Raw genomic sequence first — 15,302 nt, 5'->3', positions numbered from 1 at the left:
CTTTCATAGGTGAAATGCAATCTCTAGTAGAAACAGGAAAGACTTCGCCCTCATGAAACATGGGACACGTTCGCCTAGTGATATTCGCAGTACTTTTAGTACTAACTTACGTATACTGTGCGAACAACACCCCTCTGTTTCTGATCTCTCACGTAAGCTTGAAATTAACCGCACCCAGTTCAATAGATATCTCTCAGGAGAGAGTTTTCCGAGACCTGATATCTTAGACCGGATATGCAGTTTCTTTGACGTTGATGCCAGAATTTTATTGGAACCGGTTGAGACCCTCTGGGATCGAGAAACGATCTTAAATGGCTCCTTCTTGCGTGAGTTTATTGGGGCACCGGTAAGTGACCTTCCTCCCAAAAAGCTACCTTCAGGACTGTTTAGATACAGCCGCAGCAGCTTTTTAAAACCAAATTTCTATATCTCTGGTTTAGTCCTTATTTTCAGAGGCCGTGAGAACACAACCTATGTCCGATACTTTGAACCCTGTGAGACACTTCAATTCCAAGGCCTGCGTACACATAAAGACCTGAGAGAATTCCGTGGCTATGCCGTCCGTCATGACGAGGGAATTTCAATTGTCAGCACGCGTAAAGCAGCTAAGATTTCACAATTTACATTTATCGCACGCACACCTTTAGCAGAAACTGAATTTTGGAGTGGGCATATTACACGCGGTGGCCGAGAAGAAAGACACGATCCGCCACTCACGCGTATCGTCTACGAATATCTTGGCAAAAACACGGGCCAAATTCTAGCCACCGCACGTAAATCAGGGTTCTTGAACGCGTCAGATCTGGAACCTTTCCATCGCTATCTGTTGAAAGCAGATGAAAGTTAAGATCATCTCGAACGATCTACGCTGTAGAGTCGCCTTACTCGTCCGCTTGTGCTTCAGACCGGCTTTTACCAGATACATCCATGGCCAGCGTCGCCGCCATAAACCCATCCAAATCCCCATCCAGTACCCCTTTGGTATCGGAGGTCTCATGTGAGGTTCTGAGATCTTTTACCATTTGATAGGGCTGCAACACGTATGAACGGATCTGGTTGCCCCATCCTGCATCACCTTTGGATTCATGCGCAGCGTTGATATCTGCATTCCGTCGATCCAATTCCAATTGATACAGTCGCGATTTCAGTGCTTTCATCGCGATATCACGGTTTTGGTGTTGTGATTTCTCAGACGACGTCACAACAATCCCAGTTGGATTGTGGGTAATCCGAACAGCGGAGTCCGTTGTGTTTACGTGCTGTCCACCCGCACCTGAAGAGCGATAGGTATCGATCCGAATATCCGCCGGGTTCACTTCAATTTCAATATTGTCATCCACGACCGGGTAAACCCACACTGAGCTAAACGAAGTATGGCGCTTAGCTGCAGAATCGTAAGGGGAAATTCGTACCAAGCGATGTACGCCACTTTCTGACTTCAACCAGCCATAAGCATTATGACCTGAGATCTTGTAGGCTGCCGATTTAATGCCCGCCTCTTCGCCCGCTGTCTCGGACTGCAATTCGACCTTATACCCCTTTTTCTCAGCCCAACGCACATACATACGCGCCAGCATCGATGCCCAATCGCAGCTTTCTGTCCCACCGGCCCCAGAGTTGATCTCAAGAAATGTGTCGTTGCTGTCCGCTTCGCCGTTCAACAGCGCTTCAAGCTCTTTCTCAGCAGCTGTAATCTTCAGCGCTTTCAGCGTGTCCTCTGCTTCGGCAACAACCTCATCATCCTCTTCCATCTCACCCAGCTCGATAAGCTCGATATTGTCAGTCAGATCCTGTTGAATACCCTTGTAAGTATTCATCGCGTCGAGCAGGTTCTGACGCTCACGCATCAGTTTCTGAGCTGCATCAGGGTCATCCCAAAGATTGGGATCTTCTACGCGCGCGTCAAACTCTTCCAGACGATATTGGGCCGTTTCCCAATTCATCCGCTGGGCGAGCAGCTCCAGAGAGTTTTCAATTTCGGCCACGATATTTTGTGTCTCGGCGCGCATGGTCGTTTCCTGTCACTCAGTTTAGACGAGGGGTTCAGGCTGGCGTGATACCCCAGCCCCGGCGCAGGAGCAAGCTGCACATGGCAGCTTGCATCAATCACATCTTAAATCAGTACAAACCGCCGGAACTAATCGTTCCGAAGCTGGCTTTTGGTCCCAATACAGCAGTACCACCACTTGAAGTCTTCACTTTACGGCCAGACTGGCGGACCTCTTCGACAAGCGGCAGATTTGACCCAATTGCAAAGCCACCATCATAAGAGACTCCAAAGATTGGCTCTTCCCCGTCGCGGAAATATTCGGACACAACATACGCTCCGCTTGCATCATCCGACAGGCGCGACCCAGTAAAACGATCAATCTTGATAAAGCGACCACCTTCGGGCACGGCAAAAGGACCGCCACCGTATTTTTCCGTCGCTTTGGTCATGAACTGCTGGAACACTGGCCCACAAAGGGTTCCCCCATAGGCGCCCCGGCCCATTGGACGCGGATTGTCATATCCGATATAACATCCCGCCACGATATTGGATGTAAAACCGACAAACCATGCATCGCGTGAATCATTGGTTGTTCCGGTCTTACCAGCGGTCGGTACCGGCAAATTGATATGGCTACTTGCGGTCCCCCGATCCACAACGCCTTTCATCATCGACGTCAGTTGGTAGGCTGTAATAGGATCCATCACCTGCTCACGATTGGTGACAATACGAGGTGCTTCACCCGCAGGCAGTGCTGGGATTGTGCAATCTACACAATTACGGTCGTCATGACGGTAAATCGTTCGCCCAGACCGATCCTGGATCCGGTCTACCAAGGTCGGCTCGACTCGCTCTCCTCCGTTGGCAAACATCGCGTATGCAGCCACCATTTGATACAGTGTAGTCTCTTCTGCACCAAGCGAATTAGCAAGATAAGCGCCCATATTGTCATAGACACCAAAGCGCTCTGCATACCCCGCAATCACCTCCATGCTCACCTCTTCCGCAAGGCGAATGGTCATCAGGTTCCGGGATTGCTCAATCCCAGTGCGCAAAGGTGTTGGCCCATAAAATTTATTCGATGAGTTTTTAGGGCGCCACAATCCTTGAGGCGTATTGATCTCAATCGGTGCGTCAACCACAATCGTTGCCGGGCTATACCCACTATCAAGCGCGGCAGCATAGACAAAGGGTTTAAAACTAGAACCCGGTTGTCGCTGGGCCTGTGTCGCACGATTAAAGACGGAATGCTGATAGGAAAACCCACCCTGCATGGCCAACACACGACCAGAGTTTACATCCATCGCCACAAAGCCGCCTTGTACTTCGGGTACCTGACGCAGTGACCAATTGCTAAAACTTCCATCGTTGTTTGTGATGGCCCGCACTAAAACAACATCACCCTCGGCAAAATTGTCAAAGAAATTGCCTTTCATCCACCGGATGTCAGAGCGCGGTACAGTCCCGGTACCCTCTTGTTTTTCGATCCCAACAGTGAGTGTTTGATCCTCAATCCCAAGCACTACGGCCGGATACCAGGTACCATTCAGCTCAATATCACGGGGCACACTGGCGTTTGCCAGTTCTTTACGCCAAGTTTCTTCTGCATTCAGTGCTTCGATCGGCAGTTTAACCTTTGTACCGCGCCACAAGCCCTTGTTACGATCAAACTTTTCCAGTTCCTTCCGAAGCGCCACTGCAGCTTCGGCCTGCATCTCGTGGTCAATAGTTGCCCGCACCGTAAACCCACCGGTAAAGAACTCTCCTTCTCCGAAATCATCAGACAACTGACGACGGATCTCATCGGTAAAGTAATCACGCGGCGGCAAAACTGTCCGGAAGCTTTGAAAGTCTCCATTTTGAACAGTTCTCAACGGCTGCTGGCGTTCAACCTCGTAAACGGCTTCGCTGATGTAGCCGTTCTCCATCATTTCTTTCAGAACAAAATTGCGACGTTGCAACAGACGGTCTTTGCGTCGCACTGGATGAAAATCTGATGGCGCTTTGGGTAAGGACGCCAACATAGCTGCCTCATGCGGAACCAGCTCACCCAGAGTTTTGTTGAAATAGGTCTGCGCGGCAGCTGTTACACCATATGAGTTTTGGCCAAGAAAGATCTCATTTAGGTAAAGTTCAAGGATAGCCTCTTTATCCAGAGTTTCTTCCAGTCGTGAGGCCAGAATAATCTCTTTGATCTTACGCTCAGCCCGACGACTGCCATCCAACAGGAAATTCTTCATCACCTGCTGCGTAATGGTCGAGGCTCCACGCACATTGCTCCCACGAGAGCGCACCGCTTCGACGCCAGCAGCAGCAATCCCCCGCATATCGTAGCCTTGGTGGGTGTAAAAGTTCTTGTCTTCCGCAGAAATAAAGGCCTGCTTGATCAGCGCAGGCACATCCTCGGCAGACGTAAACAACCGACGTTCTTTTGCAAATTCGTCGATCAATGCCCCCTCACCCGAATAAATCCGGCTGATCGTCGGCGGTTGATATTGCGCTAAAGATTCATGGCTGGGCAAATCGCGACCATAGACCCAAAAGACCGCGCCGATGGTTAAGGCAATCGCCGCAATTCCCATCGTAATCAGGCTAAAGATAGAACCGAAAAAGGAAAATATGAACCTAAGCACGCCGTCGCCTTTCATACAGGGTTGCGTCTATATACGCGCCTTGGCGCGCAGGGTCAAAACGAGACCAGCAAGGAATTGCCAGATCTGAACCTCATCTTAACATATTTTCGCGAGCACACCTTCAACTCTACCAAGCCAAAATGCCTATGGTTGAACAACGACACAATCTACGCAACTCATTGACGTACGAGCGATTTTTGCGCCAAATCCTGATCACGCCATTGGAGCAATCCGTTGAGTATTCCCTGTGATGCGCGCTGACGCCACTTTGGATTGGTTAAGTTCTCCAGATCACGAGGGCTTGATAAAAACCCGACCTCCAGCAAGATCGAAGGAATATCCGCTGATTTCAATACAGAAAACCCCGCAGACCTGATTGGTCTCCTGTTCATCGGACCACCTTGTTGCGCCAACCCATCAGCAACCGCCTCCGCCAGGGCCTCAGACCGCGGATGGGTCTCAAGCCGGGCCAGATCAAGCAAGACGTCTGTCACGATATCATCAGCTTGGCTTAGGTCCGTTCCCGATAATAGATCCGAACGATCCTGCCGCTCTGCCAATTTGGCTGACGCAACATCAGAAGCTTCTTTGGACAATGTATAAACTGTGGAGCCATGCGCCTGACCTTGTGAAAGGCTATCGGCATGTAGTGATAGAAACAGATCAGCTCTTGCTTGATGCGCCAGCGCCACGCGGCGTTCCAGCGAAACAAAATAATCACCATTCCGCGTCAACTGGACATCAAACTGTCCTGATCGCAGCAAGACCTCGGCCAACTCGCGTGCAAAGGTTAGCATCAGGTCTTTTTCTTCGAGCTTCTGTGCCCCAACACTCGCTTCTGCTCCGGGATCAATTCCACCGTGGCCCGGATCTAAAACGATACGAACACGCCGCTCTTCGTCTTCCACAACAGGGCCATTCAATGGTGCCGGCGTTGGCAAATCCCAGCGCGCATCGCGGGGCGCGCCAGTGTTTTGCTCAAAAGCCTCTGCTGTCGTCTCAACAAGGGTAATTCCCAAACGCGCTTGAGCGGTGACTGGATCAACATTCAATCCAACCTGATGAACTGCAAGCGGCTCCACCATTTCCAGAACCAGACGCGACCAGCCGGGCACGTAGCCACCAAATTGCACGTCAGAAACGCGATCGGTTGCCAGAAAACGGGCCGCATTTAACCCAGTCCAATCCACTTCCTGAAAGTCTAAAACAAGACGCCATGGCTCATCCAGCGTAAAGAGCCGATAGGGGACACCCTGGCTAAGCGTCAACGTAATCTCAACCCCCGCACCTTTGTCCACAATCGTACTATCATCGGCAACAACACGTGCCAACCCGCTGAATTCTTGTGCATTTACACCAGTCAGAAAAAACATCCCTGCGCAAAGTGCCGCCCACAGTCTTGTTGTCATTTACCACCTGTATTCGCTCTTATGCGCAGCCTAACGCAAACCTCGGCTGTAGGGAAATCAGTCTATCACCGCGCTTTCATAAAGGACTTTAATCGATCAAGCCCTTCCTGAATATCGTCTGTCCCACGCGCATAGGAAAACCGCAGGGTTGTTGCACCGCGAATGGGGTCGAAATCCAGCCCCGGCGTCACCGCAACCCCAACCTGATCAAGAATTTCACGAGCAAAAGCACGGCTGTCCGACGTCAATTCAGAAACATCCGCATAGACATAAAACGCGCCATCTGGCGGCGCAATTTTTGTGAAACCAGCCTCTGGCAAGCCCTTCAGCATCAGCTCGCGATTGCGTTTGTAGACGCTCAAATTTTCACGCAATTCCTCTTCGCTATCCAGCGCTGCAAGGGCTGCAACTTGGCTGGCATGGGGGGCACAAATAAACATATTTTGTGCGATCCGCTCAAGCACCCGAACGTGATCTTCGGGCACCACCATCCAACCAATTCGCCAGCCAGTCATTGAAAAGAACTTAGAGAACGAATTAATTATATAGGCACTATTTGTAACTTGAAGTGCTGTTACAGCCTTAGATTCATATTCTATACCATGGTAAATTTCATCTGAGATAAAACTCGCACCTTGGGCATGCGTCGCTTCGATCAAGGCGCGCATTGCAGGCAGGTCCAGCATCGTACCCGTAGGGTTTCCCGGTGATGCTACCATGAGGCCTGCCAAGTTAAGATCTACCAAGTCTTTGGGCACGGGTTGAAAGCGATTTTCAGGAGCCGTCTGAATGTCAACAGGCTGCATACCTAACGCACTCAAAATCTGACGATAAGAGGGATATCCTGGCGCACCGATCCCAACCCTGTCACCCGTGTCAAACAACGAGGTAAACGCGAGTAAAAATGCCGCGGATGATCCCGATGTGACAACCACACGGTTCGGATCCAAATCAACATCGTACCATTCGCCATAGAGCTGTGCGATTCTTTGTCGCAGCGCAGGCAACCCTAATGCAACCGTGTATCCCAAGCTGTCGCTTTCTACAGTTTCAGCCACAGCGAGCCGTGCGCCCAATGGAGCCCCTGTCGAAGGCTGCCCCACTTCCATATGAATAATATGGCGCCCCGCCTCTTCGGCCTGTCGGGCAGCCTCCATCACATCCATCACAATGAAGGGATCCACGTTAGACCGGGTTGAGTTTCTCATTGTCATCTCCCAAGGTGCAGCCATGACTTTTGAACGCTTCTCTCGGCTGGCGTCAATCCCGGCACTGGCAATCGGCCTGTTTCTGTATTTAACAGCAGCCGTACAGGCCTCCTCCGTTTCTCTGCTCCGAGATCCAGATATTGAAAACGGACTAAGGCAGCTCGCCGCTCCGATATTTCGTGCAGCTGGTTTGAATCCCAAGCGTGTTCGGGTTCTGGTGGTCAATCAATCGTCGCTCAACGCCTTTGTTGTTGATCACAATAGTGTCTTTCTGAATTATGGCCTGATCTTACGCGTTGATACTCCTGAGATGTTGCAAGCTGTCATCGCCCATGAGGTTGCCCATATCACCAATGGTCATATCGCGCGGCGCACACAAAATTTTAAATCTGCAAATTCGGCGGCAGGGCTGGGCGCAGCCCTCTCCCTGCTTGCAGCCGCAGCTGGCGGTGGTGAAGCTGCAGCAGGTGTGGCCATCGGAACACAAAGCGCTGCCTTGCGTGGATTTCTATCACACACGCGCGCCGAAGAAAGTTCTGCGGATCAAACAGCGATTTCACTGCTAAAACGGGCGGGGATCAACACGCAGGGCATGGTGGATCTGCACAAACTGTTCGCTGGTCAGGACCTTTTGAGCAGCGTAAATCAAGACCCTTATACACGGTCACATCCACTGACACGTGATCGCGTGCGCGCTGCACAAGCTTTTGTCGCGGCCCATGGTGGCAGCACACCGACATCCGCCGAAGCACAATATTGGTTATCACGCTTACAAGGCAAACTCTCGGCCTTTACCCGTGCGTCAAAATGGACATTGCGACGCGCAAAATCTGAGCCCTACGAAGATATCCGCCTGATGCGTGAAGCGATTGCCCACCATCGCAGCAACAATTCGAAAAAAGCACTGCGCGCGATGGATGCAGCAATTGCGAAACGCCCGAACGACGGGTTTTATCTGGAACTGCGCGGCCAGATTTTAATGGAAAATCGCAAATGGTCTGATGCCCTCGCAACTTACCGACGAGCCGCATCACAGCAACCCAAAGACTCTCTCATCCTCGCAAGCCTTGGTCGTGCACAACTTGCCGCAGGACAAAACTCTGCAGCGGTTAAAACGATGGAACGGGCCCGCAGCTTAGATTTTCGCAACAACGTTTTGCTGCGCGATATGGCACAGGCCTATGCAAAAACGGGAAAAAATGGAATGGCAGCAGTGGTGACAGCTGAACGATATGCGCTGCGCGGCCGTTTGAATGATGCAGAAATACATGCCAAACGCGCGTCAGGATTGTTGCCGCGCGGATCTGCAGCCTGGCGGCGAGCACAAGACATTGTCATTGCTGCAGAACAAAACCGAAAAAGGACTAAAAAATGAGTTTCTCTCCTTTCAAATCGCTCTCAGTCGCCGCGACAGTGCTCAGTTTAACAACTGCGGCACAAGCGCTTGACCTGAATAGCATGACAGAGGCAGAGCGCTCTGCTTTTGGTGAAGAGGTACGTAGCTACTTACTGCAAAATCCAGAGGTGATCCTAGAAGCCATCGATTTACTCGAACAACAACAACAGGTTGCTGAAGTGCAACGCGACAATCAATTGGTACAGGAAAATTTGGCTGAACTGGTGGATGATGGATATTCTTGGGTTGGCGGTAACCCAGATGGCGACATTACCCTTGTTGAATTTACTGATTACAGATGCCCCTATTGCCGCCGCGCCATGCCAGAGGTTGCGAAACTTCTGGCGCAAGATGGTAATATTCGTTTTGTGATCAAAGAGTTCCCCATCCTTGGCGAAGCCTCTCTCATTTCATCCCGCTTTGCTGTTGCCGTCAAACAGCTGGAAGGCCCCGAAGCTTATAAAGAAGTGCATGACGCATTATTCGATCTCCCTGGAGAGCCAAACGACGTAACCCTAGGCCGTTTGGCCGAGGGGTTTGGCTTGGATGCGGAAGCGATCCTTGCGCGGATGAATGAAGAGGTTGTAACCGATGAGTTGCGCCGCACACGTGCATTGGCACAGCGCATGGCCATATCCGGCACACCGTCTTTCGTGCTTGGAGACGAGCTGTTGCGTGGCTTCCTGCCTGCTGACCAGATGCAATTGATGGCGATCGCACAGCGTGATCAACGCGGCTAATTGCAGCTTACCAGAAATCAAAAAAGGGCACCTGCAGCGAGATGCCCTTTTTTACTAACTGAAAAATTTTTAAGTGTCAGCGGCGGCATCCAGTTCAGCCGCTTTCTGCTCCACTTGCTCAACAATGTGATCAACCATCGCATCGTTTGACATCTTGTGGCTGGCTTTTCCTGCTAGATACACCATCCCAGCCCCCGCCCCACCGCCGGTAAAGCCGACATCAGTCATCAGTGCTTCACCCGGGCCGTTCACGACACAACCAATAATGCTCAGACTCATTGGTGTTTTGATGTGCGCCAAACGATCTTCGAGCGTTTCGACGGTTTTAATCACATCAAACCCCTGACGTGCACAGGACGGGCATGAGATAATGTTCACGCCACGGTGCCGCAAACCAAGGGATTTTAAAATCTCATAGCCAACCTTTACTTCTTCGACAGGGTCTGCACTCAGAGAAACACGCAGTGTATCACCGATCCCCATCCATAGCAGTTGTCCCAATCCAATCGATGATTTGATTGTGCCAGACGTCAAACCACCTGCTTCTGTGATCCCCAGATGGATCGGCGCATCTGTCGCCTCAGACAGCATTTGGTAAGCCGCAGCGGACATAAAGACATCCGAGGCCTTTACGCTGATCTTAAACTCATGAAAATCGTGATCCTGCAAAATACGGATATGCTCTAACCCGCTTTCTACCATCGCATCAGGACATGGCTCGCCATATTTATCCAAAAGATGCTTTTCCAATGATCCCGCGTTTACGCCAATGCGGATAGAACAGTTGTGATCCTTTGCCGCATTAACGACTTCTGCCACGCGGGTTGCGTCTCCGATATTTCCGGGGTTGATCCGCAAACAGGCCGCGCCAGCCTCTGCGGCCTCGATGCCCCGTTTGTAGTGAAAATGAATATCTGCCACGATCGGAACCGGGCTTTCTTTTACGATATCTTTTAACGCTTTGGATGAGGCTTCATCCGGTACAGAAATACGCACAATATCTGCACCCGCCTCAGCTGCGGCCTGCACTTGCGCAACAGTCGCCGCCACATCCGTTGTCAATGTGTTGGTCATTGTCTGGACCGAAATTGGTGCGTCCCCACCAACTGGCACATTGCCAACCATGATTTGTCGACTCTTGCGGCGCTCAATCGTGCGCCACGGGCGGATATGGTTGATCGACATCGTCGTATCCCCGATTAGATGAACTGTTTGATAGATACGCATAGGTCAAATCCACTGCAAGTAGCCGTACAGTGGAGATCCTTCACGATTTAAAAAGAGAGATTATTCAGCGACCGGCGCCGTCTGCAGTTCGGCGACAACTTTCGCCAAAAGCTGGTGCTGTTCTTCTGCAATATCGACCTGAGCAAAGTTCTCGCTCACAGCTTCAACTGACAGCTCGACGTTTTTGGTCACTTGCCCACGCGCCCCTACTGGGCCGAATTGCTGGTCGTTGGTCGCAAAATAAATTCCACTGCTCTCGCCTGTGCGCAAACGGGGCGGGTTTTCGGTCAAAGGAATCTCAAAGCTTTGCTCGGGTTCCATGATCGTTTCGTAGATAACACTTCCATCAGCAGCCGTCACTTGTACCCATGCCGGACGAACGGCCACCATGGTGAGAGTTGGTACACGCGCCTCAACAACTTGTGGCTGACCGAATAAAGGCCCCTGAATGACATCGCTTAGGCCCTCCTCAAAGGAAGGCGCCACGGGCAAAACATCAGCACCTACACGCACATCAGCAAGTGTAATCGTAGGCGCATCAAGGTCAATAAAACTTCCAATCCGATCGGGGTCCAGCGTCGAAATTGGCGCATCCCGTGCGACAAGAACTGGCACATCCAAAGCTTGCGGGCGATAAAGCCGATCCAACGCATCAAGTGCTGTATGCTGCTCTTCCGCGGCTTGTAAAGTCACGCTGTCTAAAGGGTCTAAATCAGCTTGAACAAACGGAACCTGCTCCACAGGTGCTAATTGAACGCGCTGAACTTCGTTCACTACTGCAACCGCACCATAGGCAATACCACCGATGAGGGCGACCAACACCGCAAGTGATCCAATGGCGCGTGGTTCAAAGTCGCTAAAAAAACTGCGCTCTGCCGGTAGGTAAGGTGTCGCATTTGAAGATAAATCTGTTCCGGGCACTGTGCCCGGTGCAAGTATAACACCGGTGTCTTTACCACGGCTTTCTGCGCCAGCAGACATGCCATGCGCTACCTCAAAACCACTTTCACTGCAAAACGTTGCAAAAGCTTCGTCTGCATCCATATTAAGATAACGCGCATAAGAGCGTACATATCCAGCGATAAATCCGGGTGTATCAAAGACCGAGGGATCACTGTTTTCAATAGCGGCAATATAGGATGCTTTAATGCGCAACTCCCGTTGTACATCCAACAGGGATTTGCCCATTGTAGCGCGCTCCCCTCGCATCACGTCTCCAAGCCGAAGCTCAAAATCGTCAAAACTACGAGGGCCGGAAGGTTCTTCGCGCGACTTGGACTTGCGCTGCGTCAGGCGCCCGATCATCCTTGCTGTCCCATATGCTTCATGCCCCAAAGATAGTGAGCTTCAATCGAATCACTTAGACGACTCAGCTGCGCTCACTCATTAGGGTAACGATAACACACTAATAAGTTTTTTATAGCGATCTCTTGCTTATCCCGCCAATTCGGCACGATTCAGCGCACAATGAGACCAAAGGCGATCCATCGCCCCAACTAGGGCATCAATCTCACCGGAACCATGTACAGGTGACGGTGTGAAACGCAATCTCTCGGTCCCTCGGGGCACAGTGGGATAATTGATAGGTTGCACATAAATGCCATGATCATCCAGCAGCATATCGCTCAACTTTTTCGTATGTACAGGATTGCCAACGACCACCGGAACGATATGCGTCCCGTGATCCACGATTGGTAAGCCCAAGCCCTTCAGACGCAACTTTAGCACACGAGCTTGTTGTTGATGTTCTTCGCGTAAATCCTGCGCAGTTTTCAAAAAACGCACAGACGCAGCCGCTCCAGCGGCAACAGCAGGCGCTAAGGATGTAGTGAAAATGAAACCAGGCGCATAAGAGCGAATCGCGTCGCACATTTTTGCACTGCCAGCGACATAGCCTCCCATGACGCCAAAGGCCTTACCCAGCGTGCCGTTGATTAGATCCAAACGATGCATCAAACCTTCGCGTTCAGCGATACCTGCACCGCGTGGGCCGTACATCCCAACGGCGTGCACCTCGTCCAAATAGGTCAAAGCCCCAAACTCATCCGCCAGATCACAAATTTCCTTGATCGGCCCAATATCTCCATCCATCGAATAGATAGATTCAAAAGCAATCAGCTTAGGACGTTTCGGATCGTCCGCTGCCAGAAGTTCGCGCAGGTGTTCAACGTCATTGTGGCGGAAAATACGCTTGTCGCCACCGTTCCGCCGCACGCCTTCAATCATAGAAGCGTGATTCAATGCATCCGAATAGATGATCACCCCAGGGAAAAGCTTTGGCAATGTCGACAGCGTCGCGTCATTTGCAACATAGGCTGATGTAAACAACAAAGCCGTATCTTTGCCATGCAGATCTGCCAACTCCGCCTCAAGCTCTTTGTGATAAACGGTGGTACCAGAAATATTCCGTGTCCCGCCGGATCCAGCACCGGTAGCCTCTAATGCATCATGCATTGCTTGCAACACCACAGGATGTTGTCCCATGCCTAAATAGTCATTGCCGCACCAAACAGTGATTTCTTGCTCACTTCCATCAGAACGAAGCCGAGTCGCATGAGGGAACTGTCCCTTGCGGCGCTCGATATCAATAAACGTGCGGTATCGGCCTTCGTCGTGAAGGCGGTCGATGGCTGCGTCGAGTTGCGCGTTATAGTCCACGAGCTTCTCCATAGCTGGGTGCAGATCAAAAACGATCGACACATCAAGGGGGCTGCACCAAGAAAAGTAGATCTCCCGACGCAACAAAGTGGCTAATGTAGTGGCGGCTTGAGGGCCTTGATACAGGTCAAATAGACCTTTGCAAGCCTCACAGCAAGAAGTGCATCATTGCAAATATGCTACAAAACGCCCCAGTGCCCGCTGGAGGCCTTAAAACGAAGAGCATATCGGAAACTCACGATACGGTTATCTCATAGAAAAATGAAACAGTTTCCCATGAGATCGCCACTTTGTTGTCACTGGTTCCTCAACGAGCGCCCTGTTACACCTTTCGGCGACACAGATTTTACAGGAGAATTCTCATGTCGTTACCGAAGGTCTTGGATAAGATCGACGCCGGTTTGGATGCCTCAATCGAGCGCTTGATGAACTTCATGCGTATTCCTTCAATTTCCACCGATCCAGCATATGATGCCGATGTAGAACGTGCTGCAGATTGGCTCGTTGAAAATCTGAAATCAATCGGCGTAACGGCAGAAAAGCGCACCACACCTGGCCATCCGATGATTGTAGGCAAGATCGGCGAAGAGCTTGATGATAAGACACCACATGTTCTGTTTTACGGACATTATGATGTTCAGCCTGTAGATCCGCTGGATCAGTGGAAATCTGCGCCTTTTGACCCCCAGATCGTCGACAGCGCCCATGGGAAAGTCATCAGAGGCCGAGGCTCTGCTGATGACAAAGGTCAATTAATGACCTTCGTTGAGGCCTGCCGTGCCTGGAAAGCGGTTACAGGCACCCTGCCCTGCCGCATTACCTTTTTCTTTGAAGGCGAAGAGGAATCCGGGTCTCCATCCCTTGTCCCCTTCCTGCGCGAAAACAAAGACGAGCTTCAGGCCGATATCGCATTGGTCTGTGATACCACTATGGTTTCTCGCGGCGTGCCCTCTGTATCAACCCAACTGCGCGGCATGTTGAAAGATGAATTCACTCTCATCGGCCCCAGTATTGATCTACATTCAGGCCTTTATGGCGGGCCCGCATTGAATCCTCTGCGTGAAATTTCTCGTATCATTGCATCTTTCCATGACCCCGAGACCGGTAAGGTCACGATCGATGGGTTTTATGATGGTGTGAAAGAGGTTCCTGCGGATCAATTACGGCAATGGAACGACAGCGGCTTTGATGAAGACGTGTTCTTGGGCGATGTCGGTTATAGCCAACGTCATGGTGAAGAGGGTTACTCTACCCTCGAACAACTCTGGGCGCGCCCAACGCTTGAAATCAACGGGCTTTGGGGAGGCTATAACGGTGCGGGGTCAAAAACCGTCATTCCATCAGAGGCCCACTGCAAACTGACCTGTCGTTTGGTTGGCGATCAAGATCCTGCTGCCCTGCGCAAGGCTTTGCGCGCGCATGTCGAAGCGCGCCTTGGGCCCGACCTAAAAATCCGCTGGGAAAACGATCTTAGTGGGTCAGGTGCCTCAGTCATGAATCTAGAGCGCACAGAATATGAAGCGGCGCGTGGCGCACTCTCTGATGAATGGGGCCGCGAAGCCGTGTTCAGCGGAATGGGTGGCTCAATCCCAGTTGTAGGCTTTTTCAAAAGCGAACTGGATCTTGATTCCATGTTGGTTGGTTTCGCAAATGATGATGATGCCATGCATTCGCCCAATGAAAAGTACGACCTTGAAAGCTTCCACAAAGGTACCCGCAGCTGGGCACGTATCCTAGACGCTTTGGCAACACACTAATCCCCCGAATCTACGTCAGAGGGCAAGCGGGACATGTCTCTCTTGCCCTAACGGCAAGTAAACAAATTATCAGGCATGCCAAGGCTGCGCTACATGTCCAAACGCATCAGTTTTCGCACAGCGCTTATTTCAGTGGTGACGCTTTCACAAATCTAGAACCATATATTCTGTGAGGATTTGAAAATATAAAGTGGCGCGGTTGACGGGGCTCGAACCCGCGACCCCCGGCGTGACAGGCCGGTACTCTAACCAGCTGAGCTACAACCGCGCATCTAACTTTATTT

At 51.2% G+C, this 15,302-nt stretch carries 11 protein-coding genes and 1 tRNA gene; 4 read left to right on the top strand and 8 right to left on the bottom strand.

Annotation, left to right across the window (positions count from 1 at the left end; all coding sequences use genetic code 11):
* Positions 1–52: 52 nt before the first annotated feature.
* The gene (locus tag BLP79_RS18285) at positions 53–847 is read left to right on the top strand and encodes a helix-turn-helix domain-containing protein (protein ID WP_090221134.1); all 795 of its coding nucleotides are present in this window, start codon (positions 53–55) and stop codon (positions 845–847) included.
* Positions 848–881: 34 nt separating this feature from the next.
* On the opposite strand, the gene prfB is transcribed toward BLP79_RS18285, so the two are convergent.
* From prfB to BLP79_RS18265, 4 genes are all read right to left on the bottom strand, one after another.
* Positions 882–2,009: a peptide chain release factor 2 gene (gene prfB / locus BLP79_RS18280; protein ID WP_090221133.1), complete on the bottom strand. Its 1,128-nt coding sequence runs from the start codon at positions 2,007–2,009 to the stop codon at positions 882–884.
* A 109-nt stretch (positions 2,010–2,118) separates the two neighbouring features.
* Positions 2,119–4,623 carry a penicillin-binding protein 1A gene (locus BLP79_RS18275; RefSeq protein WP_090221167.1) on the bottom strand — a complete coding sequence of 835 codons (2,505 nt, stop codon included), beginning with the start codon at positions 4,621–4,623 and terminating at the stop codon, positions 2,119–2,121.
* 176 nt (positions 4,624–4,799) lie between these two features.
* Positions 4,800–6,032, bottom strand: a complete 1,233-nt coding sequence (locus tag BLP79_RS18270) for an N-acetylmuramoyl-L-alanine amidase (RefSeq protein ID WP_090221132.1) — start codon at positions 6,030–6,032, stop codon at positions 4,800–4,802.
* A 65-nt stretch (positions 6,033–6,097) separates the two neighbouring features.
* A complete protein-coding gene (locus BLP79_RS18265; protein ID WP_090221131.1) occupies positions 6,098–7,240 on the bottom strand; it encodes a pyridoxal phosphate-dependent aminotransferase in 1,143 nt (380 codons plus the stop codon).
* Between the two features lie 22 nt (positions 7,241–7,262).
* Between BLP79_RS18265 and BLP79_RS18260 the strand changes: the two genes are divergently transcribed.
* Both BLP79_RS18260 and BLP79_RS18255 read left to right on the top strand, forming a co-directional pair.
* Entirely contained in the window at positions 7,263–8,615 is a 1,353-nt protein-coding gene (locus BLP79_RS18260; protein ID WP_170830517.1) for a M48 family metalloprotease, read from the top strand.
* Positions 8,612–9,376 carry a DsbA family protein gene (locus BLP79_RS18255; RefSeq protein WP_090221130.1) on the top strand — a complete coding sequence of 255 codons (765 nt, stop codon included), beginning with the start codon at positions 8,612–8,614 and terminating at the stop codon, positions 9,374–9,376. The genes BLP79_RS18260 and BLP79_RS18255 overlap by 4 nt, the downstream gene beginning before the upstream one ends.
* Positions 9,377–9,445: 69 nt before the next feature.
* Here BLP79_RS18255 and ispG read toward each other — a convergent pair whose 3' ends face one another.
* The 3 genes from ispG to hemA form a co-directional block, all read right to left on the bottom strand.
* Positions 9,446–10,561 (bottom strand): flavodoxin-dependent (E)-4-hydroxy-3-methylbut-2-enyl-diphosphate synthase, encoded by a 1,116-nt coding sequence (gene ispG / locus BLP79_RS18250; protein WP_090221165.1) that lies wholly within the window; start codon positions 10,559–10,561, stop codon positions 9,446–9,448.
* Positions 10,562–10,663: 102 nt separating this feature from the next.
* Entirely contained in the window at positions 10,664–11,908 is a 1,245-nt protein-coding gene (locus BLP79_RS18245) for a helix-turn-helix domain-containing protein (RefSeq protein ID WP_090221129.1), read from the bottom strand.
* Between the two features lie 129 nt (positions 11,909–12,037).
* Positions 12,038–13,273 (bottom strand): 5-aminolevulinate synthase, encoded by a 1,236-nt coding sequence (gene hemA / locus BLP79_RS18240; protein ID WP_090221164.1) that lies wholly within the window; start codon positions 13,271–13,273, stop codon positions 12,038–12,040.
* Positions 13,274–13,623: 350 nt separating this feature from the next.
* On the opposite strand from hemA, the gene BLP79_RS18235 reads away from it, so the two are divergent.
* Positions 13,624–15,018, top strand: a complete 1,395-nt coding sequence (locus BLP79_RS18235; protein ID WP_090221128.1) for a M20/M25/M40 family metallo-hydrolase — start codon at positions 13,624–13,626, stop codon at positions 15,016–15,018.
* Between the two features lie 191 nt (positions 15,019–15,209).
* On the opposite strand, the gene BLP79_RS18230 is transcribed toward BLP79_RS18235, so the two are convergent.
* A tRNA-Asp gene (locus BLP79_RS18230) sits at positions 15,210–15,286 on the bottom strand.
* Positions 15,287–15,302 lie beyond the last annotated feature (16 nt).

Source organism: Epibacterium ulvae (assembly GCF_900102795.1).
GTDB classification, from domain to species: domain Bacteria; phylum Pseudomonadota; class Alphaproteobacteria; order Rhodobacterales; family Rhodobacteraceae; genus Epibacterium; species Epibacterium ulvae.
The sequence above is the reverse complement of the archived record's forward strand: the minus strand, read 5'-3'. Positions and strand labels throughout refer to the sequence as shown.